Below are 23410 nucleotides of genomic sequence, written 5' to 3'. Positions count from 1 at the left end.
CGCTTCCGCCCGTCAGGCCCGGCGGTGGCGACCCGGCGACCTGCGCTGCCGGGGCTGCGGGTACAGCGGCCGGCGCACCCCGTCGCCCTCGATCCCGTGCAGGATCCGCTGGGCGGCGGCGTAGTCCTCGGCCACCGTCTCGGCCAGCCACTGGTAACCGTCCCAGCGGACGATCAGTCGCGGCTCGGCGGGCTCCACATGGGCGCCCCGGCGCTGCTCTCCCCCGAGCCGCACGGCCCTCAACTGCCCGACCGGCCGCAGCCGTTGCTCCCGTCGTGCGGCCCACGCCGCCAGCGGTTCGTCCTCGTCCATCGCCCCAGTCTGGCCCTCTCGCCCCGTTGATCGGCACCCTCGTCACCCGACCGGGGGACACACCGGCTCCGCCGTCCAGCAGGTCGTCAGCGCGTACTCCGGGGCGAAACCGCCGTAGCTGATCCGGGCGGCCCGGGCAGTCCGGTACTGCTCGACCAGCAGGCCGGCCAGGAACACGGGAACGAAGCCCAGGGAGTTTCCCCCTCCCCCGGGCCTCATCACGGGACGGTGCCGGGCGGAACACCGCGTGCCCGGTACGGGGTCCGTACCGGGCACGCGTCACCGGCCGAGCGGTGGAGGGCCGAGGCGGAGCGTCGAGCGGCGGAGAGTCAGCCGGTGACGGTGGGGAGCTTGGCGGTCAGCGCGGCGGGCACCTTCACCACGTCGGCGAAGCTGTAGCGGCCGGAGTCGAAGTCGGCGGCCGCCAGGGCCTGCTTGCCGCCGCCGACGACCCGCCACACGGTGGTGCTGTCGGGCGAGAGCAGCAGGGTGCCGTCGGCGGGGGCGGTCCTGGCGGCGGCGCCGCCGAGCCAGGTGCCGGGCACACCCATCAAGGCCTGGGAGTCGTAGCCGAGGCCGGTGTAGTCGGCGCCGGTGAGCGGAACGGCCATGCCTCCGGCCATCACGTACACGGTGGCGTTGGCGCCGGAGGCGTCCTTGACGACCGTCCCGTTGCGCAGCGGCTTGGCGGCGGCCCCCCGCAGCCAGGCCTCGGGAACGCCCAGCAGGGCCTGCTTGTCGTAGCCGTCGGCGGTCCACTCGTCGGCGGAGATGTGCAGCGCGGTGCCGTTGACCATGACGTAGACCGCGGGGTCGGTGCCGCCCTGGCCGGTGACGACGGTGCCGGTGGGCAGGGTGGCGTTCGCGGCGCCCGCCAGCCAGCCGCCCGGCACGCCCATGTCGGCGCGGGTGTTGTAGCCGTCGGCGGTCCACTCGTCGGCGGAGATCGGCAGGGCGGCGCCGTTGACGACGACGTAGCGGGCCGCGCCGCCGGCCTGGTCGTGGACGACGAGCCCGGTCGGGAGGGTGGCGCCGGCGGCGCCCTGCAGCCAGGCACTGGGGACCCCGAGGTCGGCGCGGGTGTTGTAGCCGGCAGCCGTCCAGTCCGCGGCGGAGATCCGCAGCGCGACGCCGGCCACCACCACGTAGCGGGCGGCGCCGCCGGCCTGGTCGTGCACCACGGTGCCCGGCGGCGGGGTGGTGGGCAGGGCGTTGAAGCGGGCGTCGTCGACGGTGACGACCTTGCCGAGGTCGTAGCCGTCGGGCGCGACGTCGGAGCCGGCCACCGGCACGCCCGCGCCGTTGATCAGGACCCTGACGTCCGGACCGGCCGGCGACTTGACCAGGGTGCCGGTGGGCAGCGAGGCCGGGTCGGGGTAGGACGTGCCGGCCGGGTACGGGTCGGCGTGGTCGTTGAGAAGCGGGCCGCGGCACTTGGCAGCCCAGGCGGTCGGGCCCTGGCCGGCCAGGACCTTCTCGCCGATCAGGATCTGCTGCTGCTTGGTGGCCTGGTTGGCGTAGGGCGCGTACTGGGCACCGCCGTAGGCCAGCCAGGTGCTCTGGCTGAACTGGAGGCCGCCGTAGTAGCCGTTGTGGGTGTTGATGCTCCAGTCGCCGCTGCTCTCGCACTGGGCGACCTGGTCCCAGCTGGCCACGGAGGCCGCCGAGGCCTGGCCGCCGCCGAGGACGAGCGGGGCGGCGAGGCCGAGCAGGACGGTCGCGGCGGCGAGTACGGGCTTCCTGCGGGCAGTGGCGGTCATGGCGGTGGAACCCCCTGGGGCGTGGCGCGGATCGGTGGTCGAGGAGGGCCGGGCGGCCCGGCCGGAGCGGCTCGGCCGGGCCGCCCGGGTGGCGGCGGGGCGGTTCAGGCGGTCACGGCGGCTCAGGCCGTGACGGTGGGCAGCTTCGCCGTCAGCGCGGTGGGGACCTTCACGACGTCGGAGGTGTTGTAGCTGCCGGCCGCGGCGGCCTTCTTGCTCCCGCCGACCACCTGCCAGACGGTGGCGCTGTCGGAGGACTGGATCAGGGTGCCGTCGGCCGGGGCGGCCTTGGCGGCGGCGGCCTGCTCCCAGGTGCCGGGGACGGCGCGCAGCGGGAGCTTGTCGTAGCCGTAGCCGGTGTAGTCGGCGCCGCTGAGGAGCACGGCCATGCCGCCGGCCATGACGTAGACGTTCGGGTCGGTGCCGTTGACGTTCTTGACCAGGGTGCCGTTGGCGAGCGGGCGGGCGGCCAGGGCGGCCTCCCACCCCTCCGGGGCGCCCACGACGGGCTGGTTGGCGTAGGAGGTGGTGAACTCGGCGCCGGTCAGGGGCAGAGCGGAGTTGTTGACGACGACGTAGACGCTGGGGTCGGTGCCGGCCTGGCCCTTGACCAGGGTGCCGTCGGCGACGCTCTTCTTGGTGAGGGCGCCGAGCCAGCCGCCGGGGGCCGTGGCGAGCGGCTTGCCGTTGTAGCCGTCGGCGGTCCACTCGGCGCCGGAGATGTGGGCGGCGGCGCCGCCGACCACCACGTACCGGCTCGGGTCACTGCCCGCCGCGTCCGCCAGGACGGTGCCGTCGGCGGGGCTCTTGGCGGCGGCGGTGCCCAGCCAGGCGCCGGGCACGCCCAGCACGGGCTGCTTGTCGTAGCCGTCGGCCGTCCACTCGGCGCCGGAGATCTGCGCGGCGGCGCCCCCCACCACGACGTACCGGGCGGATCCGCCGGCCTCGTCCATGACGACGGTGCCGTTGGCGGGGGCCTTGGCGGCGGCCGCGTTCAGCCACTGGCCGGGAACGCCCATCAGGGGCCGGAGGTTGTAGCCGTCGGCCGTCCACTCGTCGGCGGAGATGTGCAGGGCGGCGCCGTTGACCATCACGTAGCGGGACGGGTCGCTGCCGGACTGGTCCATCACGACGGTGCCGGAGGTCAGCGAGCCGGCGGCGGCGTTCTTCAGCCAGTCGCCGGGCACGCCCATCAGGGTCTGCTTGTCGTAGCCGTCGGCGGTCCACTCGTCGGCGGAGATGTGCAGGGCGGTGCCGTTGACCATGACGTAGCGGCCCGGATCGGCACCGGACTGGTCCATCACCACGAGTCCGGTGGACAGGGTGCTGCCGACGGCGCCCTGCAGCCAGGCGGTGGGCACGCCCAGGTCGGCGCGGGTGTTGTAGCCGTCGGCGGTCCAGTCGTTGCCGGAGATCGGCAGGGCGGCGCCGCCCACCACCACGTACCGGGCGGCGGCGCCGCCGGCCTGGTCGTGCACGACGGTGCCCGACGGCGGCACGGTGGGCAGGGCGTTGAAGGCGCCGTCGTCCACCGTCACGATCCTGTTGAGGTCGTAGCCGTCGGCGGCGACGTCCGAGCCGGCCACCGGCACGCCCGCGCCGTTGATGATGACCTTCACGGACGGGCCGTTCGGCGACTTGACCAGGGTGCCGGCGGGCAGCGAGGACGGGGAGACGTTGACGTCCTCGACGACGTTCTTGTAACGGCGCGCGTGGTACTCGCTGTTCGGGTGCGAGTCGAGGGGGCCGTTGATGGAGGCGCCGGTGCGGTGCTTCACCGGGGTGGAACCGAAGGAGTAGTAGGAGAAGGTGGTGTGGGCGTCGTCGTCCCACTTCTCGAAGAGGATGACGTGGTTGTAGTAGCTGTCGAGGATGTCCCCGGGGCGCAGGTCGCTGCGCGGGATCTCGTAGCTCTCGTTGTCCCAGAGCGACTGGGTGTTGGCGCTGTAGCCCAGGTGCCAGGCCATGGAGACGTAGCCGGAGCAGTCCGTGCGGTAGCTGCGGCCGCTGGAGTCCCGGAACGTGCCGCCCTGGTAGTACGTCAGGCCCGGGTTCTGGTTGAACCAGTACTGGGCGCGGGAGAGGATCTCGGACCGGCTGATCTGACCGCCCACGGTGGAGGTGGTGGCCGCGTTGGCGACGGTGGTGGTGAAGGCGGTCGCGGCTATCGCGCCGGAGGCGGCGATGGAGGCGGCGAGGGCGACGCGGGTGAGCTTGGACAACGTGGACGAAGGCATGGCGGCGTGAGTCCTGACGGCGTGAAGAGTTCGGGAGTGGTGCTCGCGCGGACACCGGTGGTCGGCGCGGAAGTCTGTGCGGCGCGCGCCCGGCGGGGACGGCTGCCCTGCAGGAGCAGCGGTCGGACGGCCTGGGCGGCGCGGGGTGCGGCGGGCCGGTCCGGGGCCGCGTGGCGGGCCTACGGGGCCCGGGCCGTCAGTCCCAGATGGTGTTCGCCGGGGTGGCGGCGGTCGGGGCGTCCCAGATGGTGTTCGCCGGGGCGGCGGCCGTCGGGGCGTCCCAGATCGTGTTCGCCGGAGCGGCGGCCGTCGGGGCGTCCCAGATCGTGTTCGCCGGAGCAGCGGCCGTCGGGGCGTCCCAGATGGTGTTGGCGGACGCCTGGCCCGCGAGGGGGAGGAGGGCGGTGAGGGCGAGAGCGGTGACCGCGGCGGCCTTGGCGAGGGAGGTGCGCAGCATGGTGGCGGAACCTTTCGGGAGCTGGAACGAAGGAGTGGTACGACCGGTCTCGCGTCCCGCGGTTGACGCCTCACCGTGTCTTCCGGGCGGTGCGCCCGGCTGACGAGTACTACTTTCGTCGCAGCTCAGGGCGGGTGGAAGGGCTCTCAGATGGACGGAAACGGCAGTGGCCGATTCCGTCCAGCCGGACCGCTTCCGGACAGCAGACGCTCGTAGAACGGCGCGACCAACGGAGCCCCGACGCGCAGGACCGTCCACCCCGCGAAGGCCGGGAGGGTCGGCAGCGCGCGGCGGCAGAAGACCGTGACGGCGGATTCGGCCTCGGTGAGCCGCCCGGCGATCACGTAGACCCCAAGCACGGCGCCGGGGCCGGTGTCCTCGTGCACGACCACGTGCTCGATGCGCTCGGCGGGCAGGGCGGCGGCCAGCAGGGCCCGGGCGGGGTCCGCACCGAGGGCTGCGCCGGGGCCGGGGGCCCTGAGTTCGGCGTGGATCAGGTACATGGGACGGACTCTGCCGAACCGGTGGCTTCCCCGCACAGGGGGCCAACGCGGACGGTTCCGGCACTGTCCGGAACCGTCCACCGGCCGTTCTGGTCCGGTCGAACACCGTGTGGAATGATCGCGTGCACAGCGATTCACGCTTTACGCACGGGGGGAACGGGCATGCTTGCGGCGCTTGGGCTGGACGCCGTCTCGGAGTCGGTCTACCGCGCGATGCTGGCACATCCCGGCGACGGGGTGCGGGCACTGGCCCAGCGGCTGGGACACAGCGAGGACGAGATCCGCCGCAGCCTCGACCTGCTGAGCGAACTCGCCCTGCTGCGCGTCTCCTACGAGCGGGAGGGCGAGCTGCGGGCAGTGCCGCCCGAGGTGGGCATGGAGCTGCTGATGGCCCGGCAGCAGGCCGAACTCGCGGCGCAGCAGCTGCGGATCGAGGCCTCACGCGCAGCGGCGGCCCAGCTGATAGCGGAGTACGCGGACCTGAAGCCGGCCACCGCGCACGCCGGGGTGGAGCAACTGGTCGGACTCGACCAGATCAGGGACCGGATCGCCTCCCTGGCCCGCGAGTTGACCACGGAGATCATGACCTTCGCCCCCGGCGGCGGACACAGTCCGGCCAGCATCGAGGCCTCGCGCCCGCACGACCGGGCGCTGCTGGCCCGGGGCGTGCGGATGCGGACGGTGTACCAGGACAGCGTGCGCAACAGCCAGCCGACGGTGGCGTACGTGGAGTGGCTGGCGGAGCTGGGCGGGCAGGTGCGCACGGTGCCGGAGCTGCCCACCCGGATGATCATCTTCGACCGGCGGGCCGCGCTGATCCCGGTCAGCGGGGAGGACACCCGCGCCGGGGCCGTAGTGCTCACCGGGCACGGCACCCTGGTCGCGCTGTGCGCCCTGTTCGAGCACGTGTGGGCGCAGGCGCAGCCGCTGGGCGGAGCGCCGGCCGTGGCGAAGGAGGACGGCACCCTCAATGCGCAGGAGGCCACCGTGGTGCGGCTGCTGGCCCAGGGGATGACGGACGATGCGATCGCGAAGCGGCTGGGGGTGTCACCGCGCACGGCGCGGCGGGTGGCGACGGAACTGATGGACCGGCTCGGGGCGCGCAGCCGCTTCGAGTTCGGGGTGCGGGCGGTCCAGAACGGCTGGCTGCCGGCCCAGGCCTGAGAAAGTGCCGGGTGATCGGGGTGATCGGTCGGGATGATCGGTCGGGGTGATCGGGGCGATCGGTCGGGATGATCGATCGGGGTGATCGGGGCGATCGGTCGGGGCGCTGATCGCTCGTGAGGTCGTCGGCGAGGCGGCGGGCTGCTTCTTGTCTCGATGGGGCTGCACGACCAACCGCAGCACGAGCCCGCAGGTGTCCACGAGCGGTGTCGCCTGCGGCCCCGCACGCGCTTGTCCGCCAGGGCATCATGGCCTGTGGTTGATCATTCACCCGACACTTTCTCAGGCCCCGCGGCTGCTCAGGCCCCGCGGCTGCTCAGGATGACGAGCCGCTGAGTCGCCCTGGTCATCGCCACGTAACGGTCGACCGCTCCCGCGACGCCCTCGCCGAACGCCTCCGGGTCGACCAGGACCACCAGGTCGAACTCCAGTCCCTTGGCCAGCTCCGGGGTGAGCGAGCGGACCCGCGGCCGCTCCCGGAAGCCCGGATCGCCGATGACGCAGGCGATCCCTTCGGGGTGCCCGGCGAGCCAGGCGTCGAGCACCGCCTCCAGCTCCGCCACCGATCCGTGCCGCACCGGGATGCCGCTGCTGCGCACCGAGGTCGGCACGTTGGCGTCCGGCAGTGCCGCCCGGATGGCGGGCTCGGCCTCCGCCATGACCTCTTCCGGGGTGCGGTAGTTGATGCTCAGCGAGGCCATGGTGACGCGGTCCAGCCCCACCCGTTCGAGCCGCTCCTGCCAGGACTCGGTGAAGCCGTGCCTGGCCTGGGCGCGGTCACCGACGACGGTGAAGCTCCGGGACGGGCAGCGCAGCAGCAGCATCTGCCACTCGGCGTCGGTGAGTTCCTGGGCCTCGTCCACCACGATGTGCGCGAACGGGCCGGCCAGCGGCTCCGCTTCGGCACCGGGCAGTGCGGCCTCGTCGACCAGGGTGTCCTGGAGGTCCCGGCCGCGCAGCATGGTCACCGCGCCCTCGCCGTCGTCGTCGGCCTGGAGCAGGTCGCCGATCACATCGGCCATCCGGGCCCGCTCGGCGGCCACCGAGGCCCGGTGGCGGTTACGGCGCACGGTGGCCTCGCGGTCCCCGAGCCGCTGGCGGGCCGCGTCCAGCAGCGGCAGGTCGGAGATCGTCCAGGCCTGCGGGGCGTGCTTGCGCTGAAGCGTGCGGACCTCCTCCGGGGTGAGGTGCGGCGCACACATCCGCAGGTAGGCGGGCACCGACCAGAGGTCGCCGACCAGGTCGGTCGCGTCGAGCAGCGGCCAGGCGCGGTGGAGGGTCTCCACCAGCTCCCGGTCCTGCCGCAGCAAGCGCCGGAACAGCTCGAGCGGGACCTCCTTCTCGTCCCGGTCCAGCTTGTCCATCAGGATCGCGACCAGCTCGTCCCAGATCTGCTCACGCGCCTCGTTGTGCGGAGTGCCCGGATCGGGGGCGTCGAAGGCGTCCGCCCAGTCCTGGGCGCTCAGCCAGAGGTCGGACCAGTGGGTGGTGACCGCCAACCCCTCGGTCGGCGGCTCCTCGTAGAACCGGACGGCCTTCTCGATCGCCTTCACCATGTCCACGGAGGACTTCAGCCGCGCCACCTCCGGATCGGCCTCCGGCGCCGCGGCCGCGCCCTCCGGGACGAGGTCGCGCACGGTACAGGTCCGCACGCCCTCCTCGCCGAGACTGGGCAGGACGTCGGCGACGTACGCCAGGTACGGCTGGTGCGGGCCGACGAACAGCACCCCGCCGCGCCGGTGGCCGAGGCGGGGGTCGGAGTACAGCAGGTAGGCGGAGCGGTGCAGGGCGACGACGGTCTTGCCGGTGCCGGGGCCGCCGTCGACCACCAGGGCGCCGCGCGAGCCGGCCCGGATGACGGCGTCCTGGTCGGCCTGGATGGTGCCGAGCACGTCCCGCATCCGCGCCGAGCGGTTGCCGCCCAGGCTGGCGATGAAGGCGGACTGGTCGTCCAGAGCGGCGTGCCCCGCCAAGCCCTCGGCGGTGAACACCTCGTCCCAGTAGTCGGTGATCCGGCTACGGGTCCAGCGGTACCGGCGGCGGCTCAGCAGGCCCATCGGGTCGGCGTGGGTGGCCGCGAAGAACGGCTCGGCGGCGGGCGAGCGCCAATCGACCAGCAACCGGCGGCCGTCGCCGTCGGTGAGCCCGAGCCGACCGACGTACACCGGGGGTTGGCCGTCCGCGGCGACGATGCGCCCGAGGCACAGATCCAGGCCGTAGCGGCGCAGGGTACGCAGCCGGCCGCCCAGCCGGTGGACCTCGATGTCCCGGTCCATCGCCGCCTGCCCCGCACCGCCCGGGGCGCGGAGCGCTGCGTCGAGCTGGTCGGACAGCTCGGCGATCGCCTGCTCCAGGGTCGCCGCGATTTCCGCGAAGTGCCGGTCGTCGTCGGCGATCAGCGCCGGGTCGGCCTTGCCGGAGAGTCGCTCGGGCAGGTCGAAAGCGCTGGTGGGGAGGGGATTCATGGCATCAGCTCCGATCTGAGGCCAGCGATTCTGCGGCATCTGGGGGGCCTTGCCGCAAGGCCCCCCGTGCGCTATAGGTTGAAAGTGGCAGGGGGTCCCCCCCTCCCCCCTCCCCCCTCCGCCCGCCCCGCGTGCGTCCGCCGCATACCTTCCGGTCCTCGCACTGGCAACCCGCGTGTTCGGGGCTGCATGTTCAGGACCCGAACGTTCGGGACCCACACGTTCGCGACGCCTCGCGGTCGTCGCCCTCGCGCTCGCCGCCGCCGCCCTCGCGCTCGCCGCCGCCGCCCTCGCGCTCGCCGCCGTCGCCGCAGCCGCCGCAGCCGCCGCGATCGCGCATCCGGTCGGCCGGGCGGCCCTAGCCGAGGCTGCGGCGCGGCGGCAACCCGGGCTCACCCGAGAGGCTTACTGGGCCCCGCAGTTGGACCGCATCGGGTGGTAGGCGGTGACCGCGCGCCGGAACGGTTCGTTGGTCGCTGCGGCACACCCCACCGCCGATCCGAAGAGGTCCCGCCATGTCCGAACCCTCCGCCACGCCGCAGCTCCCGAGTAGCCCGACGGGCTCGGCCTTCGGCGCCTCGGCCGGGCCCGCGACTCCCAAGACCCTGCTGGAGCAGATGCAGGCGCTGCTCGCCTCGGTGACCGCGGACCTCGCCGAGTTGCAGTCCGGCACCGGTACTCGGAACGCCGAGTCGACCGCCGACTACCCCGCCGGCACGGACACCTCCGAGGCTCCGGCCACCCCGGGCGCCCGGTAGTCCGGCGCCCGCTCCTGCGCCGTCGGCTCGCCGCCACCCGGCGGGCCGAGCCGGACCACCAGTAACGGCGGGGCCCCGACGGCCCGTTCAGGCTCCGCCCCGCCGAGTGCCGTGGGCTCCCGTCCCGCACCGCCGCCCACCGCCTCGCGCAGTCGTGCGGCCACGTCCTTGCACTCCGACACCGCGTCCACGCCGTCGATGCACGTCCAGTAGAGGCTTTCGGTCTCGGCCCCGCACGCCAGCACCACCAGCGTCTCCCCGACCTCCCGCAGCAGCTCCTCCAGTGCACCCAGGGTCGCAGCGGGATCGCCGAGTTCGGTGAGCCGGGCGGCCCGCGCGCCGCTCACCAGCGCGCCCTTGGCGATGGACCGGTCGAGGCAGACCGCGGCGTGCGCCCCCGCCTCGGAGAGCTGCTGACCGGGCCCGGTCAGCTCATCGTCCTCCGACTCCGCCAGCCTGGCGCCCACCGCCTCGATGAGCAGCGCGGCCTGCCGCGCTTCGGCCAGGACGTCGGACACGTGTCGGGCCTCGACGAGGGCGTGCCGGGCCGTCCTGATCAGTCGCAGCGCCTCCATGGTTGCCACTTCCTTCCGCTCGCTGTCTCCGTCTGCTCCCAGCCGCCGGCGGGGCGGTCGGGTGGTCACGGGGAGAGCGTGCGGGGAAGTGGGGGGAGGCTGCATCCGGCTATTTGGAAGCTGTGGAAAACCGGGGGGTTGTGGATAACTTTCGTCCCTCAGAGGAGTGATCAGGCCTCGTCGTGATTGACGTCGGCCGCCACTCCCGGGGCCGGGAAGCGGTGTTCGTTGCGGTCGATCTTGGCCGCGAGCGCCTCCAGCGGGTCCACCCCGACCGTCGTGCAGAACTGCACCAGGTACGCGAGCACGTCCGCCACCTCGTCGCGCACCCGGTGGGCCCGTTCCGGGTCGGACATCACCGCGGCCGCCTGCTCGGGCGTGAGCCACTGGAAGATCTCCAGCAGCTCCCCCGCCTCCACGCTCAGCGCCGCCGCCAGGTTCTTCGGCGTGTGGTACGGCTCCCACCGCCGGGCCGCCGCGAACTCCACCAGCCGGAGGCGCAGGCCTTCCAAGGTCAGCTGCCCGGCCCCAGGCGACAGCCCGCCCCTCCCGGCCCCGGGCGACTCCCCGCCCTGCCCGGCCGCAGGCGACGCCCCGGCCTCCCGCGCCCCGGTCGCCATCCCGGCGTTCACAGCCTCCTCGGGCACCCCGTCCCCGGACACCCCGGGCTCCTCGGGCACCCCGGCTTCCCCGGACACCCGGGCCTCGCCCGGCTCCGCCGGCCCCTTCGCTCGCTCGTTCACGCCCCCAGGTCTACCGCATCCGCGTCCACCACCGCCCCGGTGGCACCTCCGTCGGCGCCCCCTGTCCCGTCCCCGCCCCCAGCCGCCTCGCCGTCCCCGCGCCCGCCCTGCACCGGCACCCGCGCCGTCTCCGGCCGCAGCACCGTGAGCCCCGACCCCGGATCACGCCGGCACTCCACCAGCGCGACCGCCCCCGAGAGGTCCGCGCCCGGCCCGAACGCCTCGCGCGCCGCCGTCGGCTCCTGCAACGCGGCCACCACCCGCAGCTGGTTGCGCCCCGCCATGTCGCGCGCTAGCCGCAGCAGCGAGGCGGCCTGCTCGGTCGCGAGCCCGCACCCGAGGTCCTCGGCGAGGACGGTGAGCTGCCGGTGCGCCCAGGGCACCTCGGCGGCCACGTCGAGGTCGAGCACCCCGGCTCCGGTGAGCAGCACCGCCGCGAAGGCGAGGTGGCGCAGCATGCCGTCGGAGGCCTGGTCGGCGCCGGTGCGCCCGAGCACACCCTCGTCGAAGACGGTGAGCACCCGCCGGGCCGCGCCGCTCTCGCGCTCCGCGAAGGTGAGGCCGAGCAGGGGGTGCGGCGCGGCCGCCTGGACGGCCCGCAGCAGTTGGCCGTACCGGCGGGGGCACTCGTTGCTGAGCCGGTGGACCACGGCGGAGATGTTGGCGGCGTTGCTGCGCAGCCGGGCCTGGGGGTCGGCCGTGGCCCAGCCGCGCATGAGGGCCGGTACGGGGTGCAGCGGGAAGACTTCGCGCAGTGCGGTGAGGAGGTCCTCGACGGCGCTGAGGACCAGTCGTTCGCCGGTGGAGGAGCCGGCCACCCGTAGCGGAAGCTGCGCGGTGATCATGGTGCTGCTGGGCAGGGGCGCGCGGATGTCGCCCTGCCGGGTGTCGTTGTGCCAGCAGACGTTGACGCGCCGGTTGCGCACGTCCTGTTCGCCGGTGTCGACCAGCGTCCGGCCGTCGAGGCTGATCGACTCCCGGGCGATCCGCACCGGGCCGTCGGTGCGGATCACCAGGTCGAGCCGGATCCGGCCGCGCGGTGAGCGGACGGTGCAGCCCAGGATGACGGCGTCGCGCCCGTGCGGCACGCATCCGTCGAGGCCGCCGCGCACGGGCGCGGCGAGCGGGCCGGTGCGGTCGGCGAGCCCGTTCAGGGAGTCGGTGATCTCCTCGCCGAGGGCGAGCCGGGACAGGACGGCCAGCGCGTCGAGGGCGTTGGACTTGCCGACTCCGGCCGGGCCGTGCAGCACGGTGAGCGGCGCGAGGGGCAGGACGGCTCGCCGGTACGACTTGAAGGCGGTGAGCCGGAGCTCTTCGACGGTGGGGCGTGGCACGGGCGGCCGGTCGGGCACCGGGGCGTCCGGGCGCAGGGGGGCCGGCCCGGCAGGGGCGGCGGCGTCGCGGTTCACCCGTGGGACGTTAGCCGCAGTCCGATCGGGAGAAACGTGCCTGCTCAGCAAAATTCATCCCAACGTGCGGCCAATCCTCCGGCCCGATGACCTACGGCCGCCGGTACGCGGCCACCGTGACCGAGGCGGTCACCTCGACCGGGTCCGGCAGGGCCGCGAGGGCGGCGGCGAGCCACGCCGGGTCGGTGTGCCAGGCGCTGGGGCCCATGCCCACGACGGTGCGGACGTCCTGCGGCGCGAGCCGGAGGGTGAATTCGACCTCGCGCTGCTCCACCGGCGTCAGATGGGGGCCGAGCTTCTCGTCGATCCGGCGCTGCTTCTCCTCGTCCACGGACAGCAGTCCGAGCGCGGCCACGAGTTCGCGCAGGTGGCGGCCGGTGGGCGCGACCAGCAGCAGGGTGCCGCCGGGGCGCAGGACCCGGCGGATCTCGGGGCCGTTGCGCGGGGCGAAGACGTTGAGGACGAGGTCGGTGGAGGCGTCCCGCAGGGGCAGGGGGCGCCAGGCGTCGCAGACGACGGCCCCGATCCTGGGATGGACCTTGGCGGCGCGGCGCAGCGCGTACTTGGAGATGTCGAGGGCGGCGCCGACCCGGCCGGGCAGGGCGTCGAGGACGTGGGCCAGGTAGTGGCCGGTGCCGGCGCCGAGGTCGACGACCAGCCCTCCGGCGGCGCGGGACGGGTCGGCCTGCTCGAGGGCCGGGGCGTCCTGCCCGGCGGGGCCGGCCTCCGCCCGGGCCGCCTCCGGGAGCGCCCGGGCCGCCTCGGCGGGGGCGGTGGCCTCGGCGGGGGCGGTGGCCTCGGCGGGCGTGGCCCCGGCAGGGGTGGGGGAGGCGAGTGCGGTGGCGGCCGCGGCGAGGGCGTCGGCGATCGGCCGGTAGTGGCCGGCGGTGAGGAAGTCGGCGCGCGCGGCGACCATCTCGGCGGTGTCGCCGGTGCCGGTGTGGGCGTCGCCGGCGAGCAGGCTGACGTATCCCTGTTTGGCGAGGTCGAAGCTGTGCCCGGCGGGGCAGCGCAGGCTGCGCTCGTGCCGGGTGAGGGCCTGCGCGCAGTGGGGGCAGGCCAGGTAGGGCTCGATGTCCTGCAGCAACGTTCCGTCTTCTCTCGCCGTTCGCCCCGGCCGTCCGGGGCGCCAGCCAGCCTAACGACCCCGGGCGGCCGGCACCCGTTCGCGCTCCGCGGCCGCCCGCAGCGCCAGGGTGGCGAGCGTCTCCGGGGCGCCCGGGCGCCCGCGCACCCCGGGGAACGCGTTGACGTCCACGATGACCGGTTCCGCGGCTCCGTCGAGCAGGTCGACCCCGTACACGTCGAGCCCGAACACCTCCCCCACCCGCAGGGCGAGCGCGGCCACCTCGGCGGGCGGCTCCCATGCACCGGCCAAGCCCGGTTCGTCGCTCGCGGGGGAGAGTTCGGAGCGCCGCCGGGCAGCGAAGAGCCGGCCGTCGATGACCCACAGCTTCTGATCCCAGCCGTTGCCGGGCAGATACGGCTGGATGACGACCTCCTCGTCGGGCCAACGCCCGGCGAGTTCGCGCAGCCGCATCGCGCTGTCGACCTTGGCGACCAGGTCGTGCCGTCGGCTGTGCCGGCTCTTGACCACGAACGGGTGCTCCGGGCCGGTGAGTTCGCCGAGCCGTCCGGCCGGGGTGGTCGCCGCGAACGGCAGTCCGGCGCCCCGGGCGAGTTCCGCCATGCGCACCCGGTCCTGGCAGAGTTCCGTCGCCGCCGCAGAGTTGATGACGACGGCGCCCAGCCCTTCCAACTCCCTCGCCAGGGCGATGGCTTGCGGTGTGCGGGCCTTGAGCAGGTAGACGTCGGCGAGCTCTCCCGCCCCGGACGGCACCCCGGCTCCCGCCCCGGACGGCACTCCGGCTCCCGCCCCAGAGGGCACCCCGGCTCCCGCCCCGGACGGCGCCCCGGCTCCCACCTCGGAAGCGGAAGGAGCGACGCCGTCAGGGGGGATGACCTCCACCGCGCACCCGCGCCGTACCAGCACCTCGGCGGCGGCCGCGAGCACCGGGTGCCCTGCGTCCCGCGCGATCAGTCCGACCCTCACCTCAGCTCACCGTCCACCAGGTCGAGCCGGCCATACGGGGCGCCGCCCACCGGCACCAGCGCGGGCGCCGACACGGCCGTCCCGCTCCGTGCGAGCCGCAGCACCGCCCGGGCGACCCGGGCCACCGCGTCCGGGACCTGCCGGAAGCTGGGGAAGTCGTTGACGTCCACCACCACCGGCCCGTCCGGGCCGAGCAGGACGTCGATCCCGTACAGGTCCAGCCCGAAGACCTCGCCGACCTGGGCGGCGATCCGCGCCACGCTCGCCGGCAGCGGCACCTGCCGCTCGCGCACGGCCTGGCCGGGGTGCAGCGGGGACGACCGCTCCGTCGCGAAGAACTCGCCGTCGACGCAGTAGACCTTGAGGTCCGTGCCGGAGTTGGGTACGTACGGCTGCGCGATCAGCAGCCCCTCGGCCGCGAGTTCGGGTCCGAGGGCGGGCAGGTCGTCGGGGCCGGCGACCAGGCGGACGCCCCGCCCCGAGCTGCCGTCGGCGGGCTTGACGACCAGCGGGTACTCGGCCGCGGGGATCTCGGCGAGCCGCTCCCAGCGGGCGGCCGCGTAGGTGACCGGGGCGGGCAGGCCACGCGTGCGGGCGATGACCGAGGCGAGGGCCTTGTCCCGGACGCCGCGGATCGAGCGCACGTCGTTGACGGTGGTCAGGCCCACGGCGGCGGCCGCTTCCAGCAGGGTGAGCCCGGGCCCGCCGGAGACGGTCTTGAGCACCCAGGCGTCGTGGCTGCCCGCCCGCACCGCCTCGGAGATCACCATCAGCGAGTCGCCGGGGCGCAGCACGTCCACCCGGTGCCCCCACGCGGCGAGTTGACGTGCCACGTCCAGCGGCATGCCGTCCCGCCGGTAGTGCTCCTCCACCAGAAAGCAGAGCCTCATGGGCCTGTCTTCCCCCTTGCCTCGCCGAGTACGTCGGTCCGCCGTCCCCCTCGGCCGACCTGTGAAGGGTTCAGCTTGCCCGGTACATACGCACAAGATCACCGCGAGCCGATAAGCGTTCGGCAACAATCCGCGGCCACGGCCGCGCGCCGTGCGGAAAAGCGATGGCACGGTGAGGGTGCCCCCTGGTTGGATGCACGCCGTGACCTCAGCCGATCATGCCGACGACCATGCCCTGCTCGAAGAGATCGAGCGCTACTACGACGCGGCTCCGCGCAGCGCCGCGGACGCCGAGGACTTCGGACCGCTGACCCTGTTCGTCCGCAGGGGCGACGCCGGTTGGTCGTACTACGCCCGGCCGACGCTGGACCACGACGGTCCGGCCGCCACCGCCGAGGACGTCCGCAAGGTGCTGGAGCGGCAGCGGGAGTTGGGCGCGCCGGAGGCCTTCGAGTGGGTCGCCGAGCGGAACCCGGAGCTGCGGGCGGCCGTGGAGGCGGCCGGGCTGACGGTGCACGAGCATCCGCTGCTGGTGCTCGGCCCGGAGGCGGAGCCGCCGGCGCCCGAGCTGCCCGAGCGGGTGGAGGTACGGGTGCTGGGTGCGGACGCGCCGGAGCTGGCGGCGGCGGTGGCCGTCCCGCACGTGGCCTTCGGCAACCCCGGCACCGCCGCCGGCGAGGCCGGAGCGGCCGAACTGGCGGAGAGCATCGCCGCGTTGACGGCGGACGGCGGTGTCGCGCGGATCGCGCAGCGGATCACCGACGGTGTCACCGTGCAGGCCGCCGCCGTGGACGGCACGGAGGTGCTGTGCGCGGGTCAGCACAATCCGGTGGGCCGGGTGACCGAGGTGGTCGGGGTGGGGACGCTCCCGTCCGCGCGTCGTCGCGGTCTGGGCCTCGCGGTCACGGCGGCGCTGGTGGCGCACGCGCGCGCCAACGGGGTGCGGACGGTGTTCCTGTCCGCCTCGGACGAGGACGTGGCCCGGATCTACCGCCGGGCCGGCTTCCGCCCGTTCGCCACCGCCCTCATCGCGGAGCGGTGACCGGCGGGCGCCGAGGACCGCGGGCGGGCGGCCGTGGCGGACCTGCCGGTCGTACGGCCGGGCGGTCGCGCGGCCGGGCCCGCAGCGCACGGCGGCCCGGTCTGCGAGCCCGACGCCCGGGCCGTACAGCAGAACGGCGGTACGGCAGAACCGCAGAACGGCCGTACAGCAGAACGGCGGTACAGCAGAACGGCGGTACAGCAGAACGGCGGTACGGCAGGACGGCAGGACGGCCTTACGGCACAACAGCAGCCGGACGGCCCGCGCCGGCCGGTCAGTCGTCGTCCTCGTCCTCGTCGTCCGCCCCGCTGACGCCCTCCCCCTCGGCCTCGTCCACCACCCAGGCCGCGAGCCGCTCCGCGACCCCGGACACGCCGAGCCGCCCTTCCCGGATGGCCCTGGCGAGGCTTCGCACCTCGCGGGCGGTGGTGGCGACGGTGCAGCCGCTGGCGACGAGGTAGGCGTAGGCGACGGCGGTCGCGTAGAGCTCGTTGGTCTTCTCCAGGGCCGGCACCCGTATCAGCTGGTGCATCAGGGCGGCGGCGCGGTCCTGCGGTTCGGGGTAGACGGCGATGTCGAAGATCTCGGCCTGGTGCCGGGTGACGGCTGCGAGCAGTGATCCGTAGTCGGTGACCTGCGGGTCACCGGGCGTGTACTGCTCGGCGGTCATGAGCAGCCACGAGAGGTCGACCTCCAGGTTCAACGGCGCACGTCCTGGAACTCGCCCGGCTCCCCGAACTCGGCGAGGAACGCCGTCTCGTACTCCTTCATGAACTGGGCGGCCGCGTCGACGAAGGCCCGCCCCGACTCACCCATGTCCTGCTGGACCAGGCGCTCGATGTACTGGTTCATGCTGATCCCCTGTTGTTCCGCCCGTTCCCGGGCCATCTCCGCGGTCGTGGCGTCCACCCGGACGTTCAGCTGCTTCTTGCCCATGCCCTTCAAGCTAGCGCCGAAGTGCTAGCACAACAAGGGCGCACACCCTCCGCCGCACACCGCCCGCACACCTGCCGCACGCCCCCGCGCCACCTCCCGTCAGCCGGGCCGTCATCCGAAGCGCCGTCCGGACCGCCACCCGGGCCGCCACAGAACCGCCAGGACCAGGACCGCCAGAACCACCGGAGCCGCCGGAGCTGCCGGAACCACCGCGGAACCACCCGCGCCGCCCCGACCCGTCCCGAAACCCCTCGAACCACCCGCAAGCCCCGCCGGCCCCACCGGGCACGACCTCAGCTCCCATACCCGCCCCGCCACGACCCCACCCCACCAGGGCGAGCGAGACTTGAAGAGTCCCCCACCATCCGGGACTCTGAACTCTCCTGAGCGTTCCCCGAGCGGCACCGACCGGTGTGGAGGCCGGCAATGACAGCCATGTTCGACCAGGAGCTGCGCGAGCAGCTCGCCCAGGCCCGGCGGGACCTCGCGGCGGCCCGGGCCGAAGGGGACGCCGACGGCGTCCAGGCGTACGAGGGCCGGATCGCCGCGCTCCTGCGGCTCGCCGCCCAGCACGGCATCGACCTTCCGCACAGCGCCGACGAGGAGGAGCAGAACGGCTGACCGCACGCCGGAACGCCGAGGAGGCGGCCCCCGTCCGGTACGGGTGCCGCCTCCTCGGTGTCGGGGTCACTCCCCGACGGGCTCCAGGATCGCCACGCACTCGAAGTGGTGGGTCATCGGGAACAGGTCGAAGGCCCGCAGCGACACCGGCCGGTAGCCGCCTTCGCGGAAGAACCCGAGGTCCCGGGCGAGCGCCGCCGGGTCGCAGGCCACGTACGCGATCCGGCGCGCCTCCAGGCCCACCAGGTGCGCGACCGTCTCCCGGCCGGCGCCCGAGCGGGGCGGGTCGAGGACGATCAGGTCGGTGGCGGTGATGCCGGTGCGCGGCAGCAGCGTCTCGACCCGGTCGCACTCGATCCGCACGTTGTCCAGCGCGGCCAGGTTGTGCCGGGCGTCGGCCACGGCCTGCTTGGCGGACTCGATGCCGAGCACCGCGCCGTCCTCGCCGACCCGGTCGGCCAGCGCGCCCGCGAACAGGCCGACGCCGCAGTACAGGTCGAGCGCGTTCTCGCCCCACTGCGGGTCCAGCCCGTCCAGCACCGCGTCGACCAGCGTCTCCGGCGCCTCCGGGTGGATCTGCCAGAAGCCGCCGTTGCTGACCCGCCAGGTGCGCCCGGCGGCCCGCTCGCGCACGAAGGTGCGCCCGTGCACCCGGTGGACGTCGCCCTGGTCGTCGATCCGGGCGATCGACACCGGCTTGTCCAGCTCGACCAGCGGCAGCTGGGCTCCGGGACGCGGGGTCAGCACGATCTGGCGGTCCGAGGAGCCGGTCGCGGCGACCGCCTCCACGGTGGCGACGCCGGGCCAGTCGCGGGACTCGATGCCCAGCTCGCTGACGCCCTCCGCGGCGATCAGGCAGCGGTCCACCGGCTGCACCTCGTGGGAGCGGTGCTTGCGCAGGCCGACCTTGCCGGTCTCCGCGTCCACGGCGTACTGGACCCGGGTGCGCCAGGCGGGCACCTGTCCGGCCGGCAGCTTGCCGCCGACCGGCTCGACGCTGCCGTCCCAGCCCGCCTCGGCCGGGGTGAGTCCGGCCAGCTTCGCCAGCTGCTCGGTCAGCACCGCCGCCTTGAGCTTGCGCTGGCCGCCCGGGGTCACGTGCTGCCAGTCACAGCCGCCGCACTTGCCCGGCCCGGCGAACGGGCAGGGCGCCTCGATCCGCTCCTTGGCGGGCTCCAGCACCTCCACCGCGTCGGCCCGCAGGAACCGCGAGGTGGTGGTGCCCTCGGTCACCAGCGCGACGACCTTCTCGCCGGGCAGCGTGTGCCGGACGAACAGCACCCGCCCCTCGTGCCGGGCCACGCAGTGCCCGCCGCCGTGCGCGACCGGGCCGACCTCGACCTCGTAGCGCTGCCCGACCAGCGGATCCCCGGACGGCTTCTCCTGGCGCGGCGTCCGCGCAGCGGCCGTGCGCAGCGCCTTCGGCGGCCGCACCGCGTCCTTGCGCGGCGCCTTCCGGCCCGCCCCGGCACCGCCGCTCACGTCGGCGCGGGCGCCCTTCCCGGCCCCGGCCCCCCGCTCGGCGCGGGCGGGCTTCTCCGCACGGGCACCCTTCTCGGCACGAGCGCCCTTCTCGGCACGGGCGGGCCGCCCGGCCGGGGCGTCCGGGCGGGACTCCCCCGGCACGACCGGCGCGGTGCGTGCCGTGAGGCCGTCCCGGTCGGTGGCCTCCGGACGGTTCGGCCGGCCCCAGCGCGGCCGGGAGACCTGCCCGGGCTGGGAGCCGCCCCGACGGGCGCCGCCCTTGCCGGAGGCGCCGGAGGAGCCCGAGGAGCGGGGCGGAGTGTTGCGGGTCACTGGGAGGATTCCTTGCTGCGGTCGGAGGTGCTACCGGCGGTCGCACCGGTGCGGTCGGAATCCTTCGACTTTACGGCCTTCGGCGCCCGGGGATCGCCTCGGCGGACGGCCCCCGGCGGCGACCAGGCCTTCTGCGCCTTGCGCCGCTCCGACGATTCCAGCTGCCAGGGCACCGAGGTCACCATCACCCCGGGCTTGAACAGCAGCCGCCCCTTGAGCCGCAGCGCGCTCTGGTTGTGCAGCAGGTGCTCGTACCAGTGGCCGACCACGTACTCGGGGATGTAGACCGCGACCACGTCGCGCGGGCTGCTGCGCCGCAGGTTCTTCACGTAGTCCAGGACCGGCCCGGTGATCTCGCGGTACGGGGAGTCCAGCACCTTGAGCGGCACCTCGATGCCGCGCTCGTCCCACTCCTGCCGCAGCGCCGCCGTGTCCGCCGGGTCGACGTTGACGCTGACCGCCTCCAGGGTGTGGGCGTGGGCCAGCCTGGCGTAGGCGAGGGCCCGCAGCGCCGGCTTGTGCAGCTTGGAGACCAGCACGATCGCGTGGACCCGGGTGGGCGGCACCACGTCGTCCGCCTCGACGGAGGCGGTGAGCTCCTCGGAGACCCGGTCGTAGTGGCGGCGGATCCCCTTCATCATCACGAACAGCACGACCATCGCGGCGATCGCGATCCAGGCGTGGCCGATCTTGGTGACCAGCACGACGATCAGCACCGCCATGGTCATCACCAGGCCGAAGCCGTTGATCGCCCGGCTGCGCTGCATGTGCCGGCGCTTGGCGGGGTCGGTCTCGGTGCGCAGCAGGCGGGTCCAGTGCCGGATCATGCCGGACTGGCTCATGTTGAAGGAGACGAAGACGCCCACGATGTAGAGCTGGATCAGCCGGTTCGGGTCCGCGTCGAACGCGATGATCAGCAGGATCGCGGCGATCGCCAGCAGGATGATGCCGTTGGAGAAGGCCAGCCGGTCACCGCGGGTGTGCAGCTGGCGCGGCAGGTAGCGGTCCTGGGCGAGGATCGAGCCGAGCACCGGGAAGCCGTTGAAGGCGGTGTTGGCGGCCAGCACCAGGATCAGGCCGGTGACGGCGGCGACGAAGTAGAAGCCGGGCGTGAAGTTGCTGAACACGGCCTCGCTGATCTGGGCCAGCGCGGTCTTCTGGTGGTAGTCGGGCGAGGCTCCGACGAGCTGTTCGGCCGGGTTCTCGGCCATCTGCACGCCGGTCAGCCGGGCCAGCCAGATGATGCCCATGAACATCACCACGGCGATGGACGCCATCATCAGCAGGGTGGTGGCCGCGTTCTTGCTCTTCGGCTTGCGGAAGGCCGGCACGCCGTTGGAGATCGCCTCGACCCCGGTGAGCGCGGCGCAGCCGGACGAGAAGGACTTCAGCAGCAGGAACACCATCGCGAACCCGGCCAGCGAGTCGTTGCCCGGGGTGGCGGCGAGGTGGAAGCCGGAGCTCTCGGCGGGCATGTCCTGGCCGAGGGCGAAGTGCCGGAGCACGCCGTAGCCGACCATCCCGACCACGCCGATCATGAAGGCGTAGGTGGGGACAGCGAAGGCGCTGCCGGACTCGCGCACACCGCGCAGGTTCATGCCCATCAGGAGCACGACGACGATGATCGACACGATCATCTCGTGTCCGCGCAGCGCCGGGACGGCGGAGACGACGTTGGCGACGCCCGAGGTGGTGGACACGGCCACGGTCAGCACGTAGTCGACCATGAGGGCGGCCGCGACCACCAGGCCGGCGGCCGGCCCGTGGTTGACGGTCGCGACCTCGTAGTCGCCGCCCCCGCTCGGGTACGCGTGCACGTTCTGCCGGTACGAGGCGACCACGGCGAGCATCACGACCGCCACGACGAGGCCGATCAGCCAGGAGAAGTGGATCGCCGACGCCCCCGCGACGGACAGGGTGAGCAGGATCTCCTCGGGGGCGTACGCGACCGAGGAGAGCGCGTCCGAGGCGAAGACGGGCAGCGCGATCCGCTTGGGGAGAAGCGTTTCCCCGAGCTTGTCGCTGCGGAGCGCGCGCCCGATCAGGATGCGTTTCGGAAGGTCTTTCGGCATAGGCACGTTAAGGAATCGTAGGGGCTTCCCGGACGGGCCTCTGCCGTTTGTCCCCCCCTTCGTCGCGACTGCGTTCTGTGGACCGGCTAGCGTGTCGGATACGAGTCGACGGGCAACACTCGCATTGTCGAGCAGTGTCCAGCCGACGCCCCCACGAGCAAGCTCGTCCCGGCGACCCGGGCGGGAAAGGGAGATGAACGGTGTTTGCGCAGGTCAAGAGCCCTACGGGACGGGTGAGGTAGCGCCGGTGCACATCGTCATCATGGGCTGCGGCCGCGTGGGCTCGGCCCTCGCCAGAGCGCTGGAGAAACAGGGCCACTCGGTCGCCGTCGTCGACCAGGACCCGACGGCCTTCCGCCGGCTGGGCGCCGGATTCAAGGGGCGCCGGGTGACCGGGGTCGGTTTCGACCAGGACACCCTGCGCGAGGCGGGCATCGAGGAGGCCGGCGCCTTCGCCGCCGTCTCCAGCGGCGACAACTCCAACATCATCGCCGCCCGCGTGGCCCGGGAGACCTTCGGCGTCGAGAACGTCGCGGCCCGGATCTACGACCCCCGCCGCGCCGAGGTGTACCAGCGCCTGGGCATCCCCACCGTGGCGACGGTCCGCTGGACCGCTGACCAGATGCTGCGCCGGCTGCTGCCGAGCGGTGCCGAGCCGCTGTGGCAGGACCCGAGCGGCAGCGTGCAACTGGCCGAGGTCGCGTACCACCCGGACTGGGTCGGCCAGCGGATCGGCCGGCTGGAGGAGACCTCCGGCGCCCGGGTGGCGTTCGTCACCCGGCTCGGCGAGGGCGTGCTGCCCTCGCCGCAGATGGTGGTGCAGGAGGGCGACCTGGTGCACGTGATGGTGCGCCGGGCGGACCTGACGGCCGTCGAGGCCGCGTTCGCGCAGGGTCCGAAGGAGGAGGGTCACTGATGCGGGTCGCCATTGCCGGGGCCGGTGCCGTGGGCCGCTCGATCGCGGGCGAGCTGCTGGAGAACGGCCACGAGGTCCTGCTGATAGACAAGAACCCGAACTCCATCTCGGTGGAGCGGGTGCCGATGGCGGAGTGGCTGCTGGCCGACGCCTGCGAGATCACCTCGCTGGACGAGGCCGCCCTGCAGCGCTGCCACGTGGTGATCGCCGCGACCGGGGACGACAAGGTCAACCTGGTCGTCTCGCTGCTCGCCAAGACCGAGTACGCGGTGCCACGGGTGGTCGCCCGGGTGAACAACCCCAAGAACGAGTGGCTCTTCAACGAGTCGTGGGGCGTGGACGTCGCCGTCTCCACCCCCCGCCTGATGTCGGCCCTGGTCGAGGAGGCGGTCAGCGTCGGCGACCTGGTCCGGCTGATGCGCTTCAGCCAGGGCAACGCCAACCTGGTCGAGCTGACCCTCGCCGCCGACACCGAGCTGGTCGGCACCCGGGTCGGCGACGTGATCTGGCCGCCGGACACCGCCCTGGTGACGATCATCCGCGAGGGCCGGGTGCTGGTGCCGAGCAAGGACGACACCCTGGAGGGCGGCGACGAGCTGCTCTTCGTCGCCGCGCAGGAGCGCGAGGAGGAGCTGGAGCAGCTGCTCTCGGCCACCTCCGGCGCCCAGTAGCGGACGCCGGGACACGGCGGAGGGCCCGC

At 73.8% G+C, this 23410-nt stretch carries 23 protein-coding genes; 6 read left to right on the top strand and 17 right to left on the bottom strand.

From position 1 onward, the window contains the following. Positions 1 to 12: 12 nt before the first annotated feature. The 6 genes from ABT247_RS10355 to ABT247_RS10330 form a co-directional block, all read right to left on the bottom strand. Positions 13 to 312, bottom strand: coding sequence for a DUF6087 family protein (locus tag ABT247_RS10355; RefSeq protein WP_350740942.1), 300 nt, complete (start codon positions 310 to 312; stop codon positions 13 to 15). A gap of 42 nt (positions 313 to 354) precedes the next feature. Continuing rightward, positions 355 to 531, bottom strand: coding sequence for a hypothetical protein (locus ABT247_RS10350; protein WP_350740940.1), 177 nt, complete (start codon positions 529 to 531; stop codon positions 355 to 357). A 110-nt stretch (positions 532 to 641) separates the two neighbouring features. Further along, complete coding sequence (locus ABT247_RS10345; RefSeq protein WP_350740938.1) at positions 642 to 2072, bottom strand: transglycosylase family protein; 1431 nt, start codon at positions 2070 to 2072, stop codon at positions 642 to 644. A gap of 122 nt (positions 2073 to 2194) precedes the next feature. After that, positions 2195 to 4309 carry a hypothetical protein gene (locus ABT247_RS10340; protein ID WP_350740936.1) on the bottom strand — a complete coding sequence of 705 codons (2115 nt, stop codon included), beginning with the start codon at positions 4307 to 4309 and terminating at the stop codon, positions 2195 to 2197. 196 nt (positions 4310 to 4505) lie between these two features. Next, positions 4506 to 4766 carry a hypothetical protein gene (locus ABT247_RS10335; protein WP_350740934.1) on the bottom strand — a complete coding sequence of 87 codons (261 nt, stop codon included), beginning with the start codon at positions 4764 to 4766 and terminating at the stop codon, positions 4506 to 4508. A gap of 146 nt (positions 4767 to 4912) precedes the next feature. Further along, positions 4913 to 5269, bottom strand: coding sequence for a hypothetical protein (locus ABT247_RS10330; RefSeq protein WP_350740932.1), 357 nt, complete (start codon positions 5267 to 5269; stop codon positions 4913 to 4915). A 162-nt stretch (positions 5270 to 5431) separates the two neighbouring features. Between ABT247_RS10330 and ABT247_RS10325 the strand changes: the two genes are divergently transcribed. Then, positions 5432 to 6433: a helix-turn-helix domain-containing protein gene (locus ABT247_RS10325; RefSeq protein ID WP_350740930.1), complete on the top strand. Its 1002-nt coding sequence runs from the start codon at positions 5432 to 5434 to the stop codon at positions 6431 to 6433. Positions 6434 to 6732: 299 nt separating this feature from the next. Here ABT247_RS10325 and helR read toward each other — a convergent pair whose 3' ends face one another. Continuing rightward, positions 6733 to 8898, bottom strand: coding sequence for an RNA polymerase recycling motor ATPase HelR (gene helR, locus ABT247_RS10320; protein WP_350740928.1), 2166 nt, complete (start codon positions 8896 to 8898; stop codon positions 6733 to 6735). A 515-nt stretch (positions 8899 to 9413) separates the two neighbouring features. Between helR and ABT247_RS10315 the strand changes: the two genes are divergently transcribed. Continuing rightward, positions 9414 to 9656 carry a hypothetical protein gene (locus tag ABT247_RS10315; RefSeq protein WP_350740926.1) on the top strand — a complete coding sequence of 81 codons (243 nt, stop codon included), beginning with the start codon at positions 9414 to 9416 and terminating at the stop codon, positions 9654 to 9656. On the opposite strand, the gene ABT247_RS10310 is transcribed toward ABT247_RS10315, so the two are convergent. The 6 genes from ABT247_RS10310 to ABT247_RS10285 form a co-directional block, all read right to left on the bottom strand. After that, a complete protein-coding gene (locus ABT247_RS10310; protein WP_350740924.1) occupies positions 9602 to 10231 on the bottom strand; it encodes a DUF6099 family protein in 630 nt (209 codons plus the stop codon). The genes ABT247_RS10315 and ABT247_RS10310 overlap by 55 nt on opposite strands. Positions 10232 to 10401: 170 nt before the next feature. Beyond that, positions 10402 to 10851 (bottom strand): nucleotide pyrophosphohydrolase, encoded by a 450-nt coding sequence (locus tag ABT247_RS10305; RefSeq protein ID WP_350740961.1) that lies wholly within the window; start codon positions 10849 to 10851, stop codon positions 10402 to 10404. A 119-nt stretch (positions 10852 to 10970) separates the two neighbouring features. Further along, positions 10971 to 12383 (bottom strand): AAA family ATPase, encoded by a 1413-nt coding sequence (locus ABT247_RS10300; protein WP_350740922.1) that lies wholly within the window; start codon positions 12381 to 12383, stop codon positions 10971 to 10973. A gap of 91 nt (positions 12384 to 12474) precedes the next feature. Beyond that, positions 12475 to 13470 carry a putative RNA methyltransferase gene (locus tag ABT247_RS10295; RefSeq protein WP_350740920.1) on the bottom strand — a complete coding sequence of 332 codons (996 nt, stop codon included), beginning with the start codon at positions 13468 to 13470 and terminating at the stop codon, positions 12475 to 12477. A gap of 51 nt (positions 13471 to 13521) precedes the next feature. Beyond that, positions 13522 to 14223 carry an ATP-grasp domain-containing protein gene (locus ABT247_RS10290; RefSeq protein ID WP_350740918.1) on the bottom strand — a complete coding sequence of 234 codons (702 nt, stop codon included), beginning with the start codon at positions 14221 to 14223 and terminating at the stop codon, positions 13522 to 13524. A gap of 209 nt (positions 14224 to 14432) precedes the next feature. Next, positions 14433 to 15326, bottom strand: a complete 894-nt coding sequence (locus tag ABT247_RS10285; protein ID WP_350740916.1) for an ATP-grasp domain-containing protein — start codon at positions 15324 to 15326, stop codon at positions 14433 to 14435. Between the two features lie 193 nt (positions 15327 to 15519). On the opposite strand from ABT247_RS10285, the gene ABT247_RS10280 reads away from it, so the two are divergent. Then, the gene (locus ABT247_RS10280) at positions 15520 to 16368 is read left to right on the top strand and encodes a GNAT family N-acetyltransferase (protein ID WP_502892424.1); all 849 of its coding nucleotides are present in this window, start codon (positions 15520 to 15522) and stop codon (positions 16366 to 16368) included. A 274-nt stretch (positions 16369 to 16642) separates the two neighbouring features. Here ABT247_RS10280 and ABT247_RS10275 read toward each other — a convergent pair whose 3' ends face one another. Continuing rightward, positions 16643 to 17071, bottom strand: a complete 429-nt coding sequence (locus ABT247_RS10275; RefSeq protein WP_350740912.1) for a fic family toxin-antitoxin system, toxin component — start codon at positions 17069 to 17071, stop codon at positions 16643 to 16645. Beyond that, positions 17068 to 17304, bottom strand: a complete 237-nt coding sequence (locus ABT247_RS10270; protein WP_350740910.1) for a toxin-antitoxin system HicB family antitoxin — start codon at positions 17302 to 17304, stop codon at positions 17068 to 17070. The genes ABT247_RS10275 and ABT247_RS10270 overlap by 4 nt, the downstream gene beginning before the upstream one ends. A gap of 426 nt (positions 17305 to 17730) precedes the next feature. Here ABT247_RS10270 and ABT247_RS10265 point away from each other — a divergent pair, with 426 nt between their 5' ends. Continuing rightward, complete coding sequence (locus tag ABT247_RS10265) at positions 17731 to 17925, top strand: hypothetical protein (RefSeq protein WP_350740908.1); 195 nt, start codon at positions 17731 to 17733, stop codon at positions 17923 to 17925. Between the two features lie 66 nt (positions 17926 to 17991). Here the strand turns inward: ABT247_RS10265 and ABT247_RS10260 are convergent, their stop codons facing one another. Beyond that, positions 17992 to 19341: a class I SAM-dependent RNA methyltransferase gene (locus tag ABT247_RS10260; protein ID WP_350740958.1), complete on the bottom strand. Its 1350-nt coding sequence runs from the start codon at positions 19339 to 19341 to the stop codon at positions 17992 to 17994. A gap of 377 nt (positions 19342 to 19718) precedes the next feature. Beyond that, positions 19719 to 21794 carry an APC family permease gene (locus ABT247_RS10255; RefSeq protein ID WP_350740906.1) on the bottom strand — a complete coding sequence of 692 codons (2076 nt, stop codon included), beginning with the start codon at positions 21792 to 21794 and terminating at the stop codon, positions 19719 to 19721. A 247-nt stretch (positions 21795 to 22041) separates the two neighbouring features. Between ABT247_RS10255 and ABT247_RS10250 the strand changes: the two genes are divergently transcribed. Next, positions 22042 to 22710, top strand: coding sequence for a potassium channel family protein (locus tag ABT247_RS10250; protein ID WP_350740904.1), 669 nt, complete (start codon positions 22042 to 22044; stop codon positions 22708 to 22710). Next, a complete protein-coding gene (locus ABT247_RS10245; RefSeq protein ID WP_350740902.1) occupies positions 22710 to 23381 on the top strand; it encodes a potassium channel family protein in 672 nt (223 codons plus the stop codon). Before ABT247_RS10250 ends, ABT247_RS10245 begins: the two co-directional genes overlap by 1 nt. Positions 23382 to 23410: the final 29 nt, after the last annotated feature.

Source organism: Kitasatospora sp. NPDC001539 (genome assembly GCF_040298565.1).
Lineage (GTDB): Bacteria > Actinomycetota > Actinomycetes > Streptomycetales > Streptomycetaceae > Kitasatospora.
Note: the sequence above shows the minus strand (reverse complement) of the source record. Positions and strands in the feature narration are given on the sequence as shown.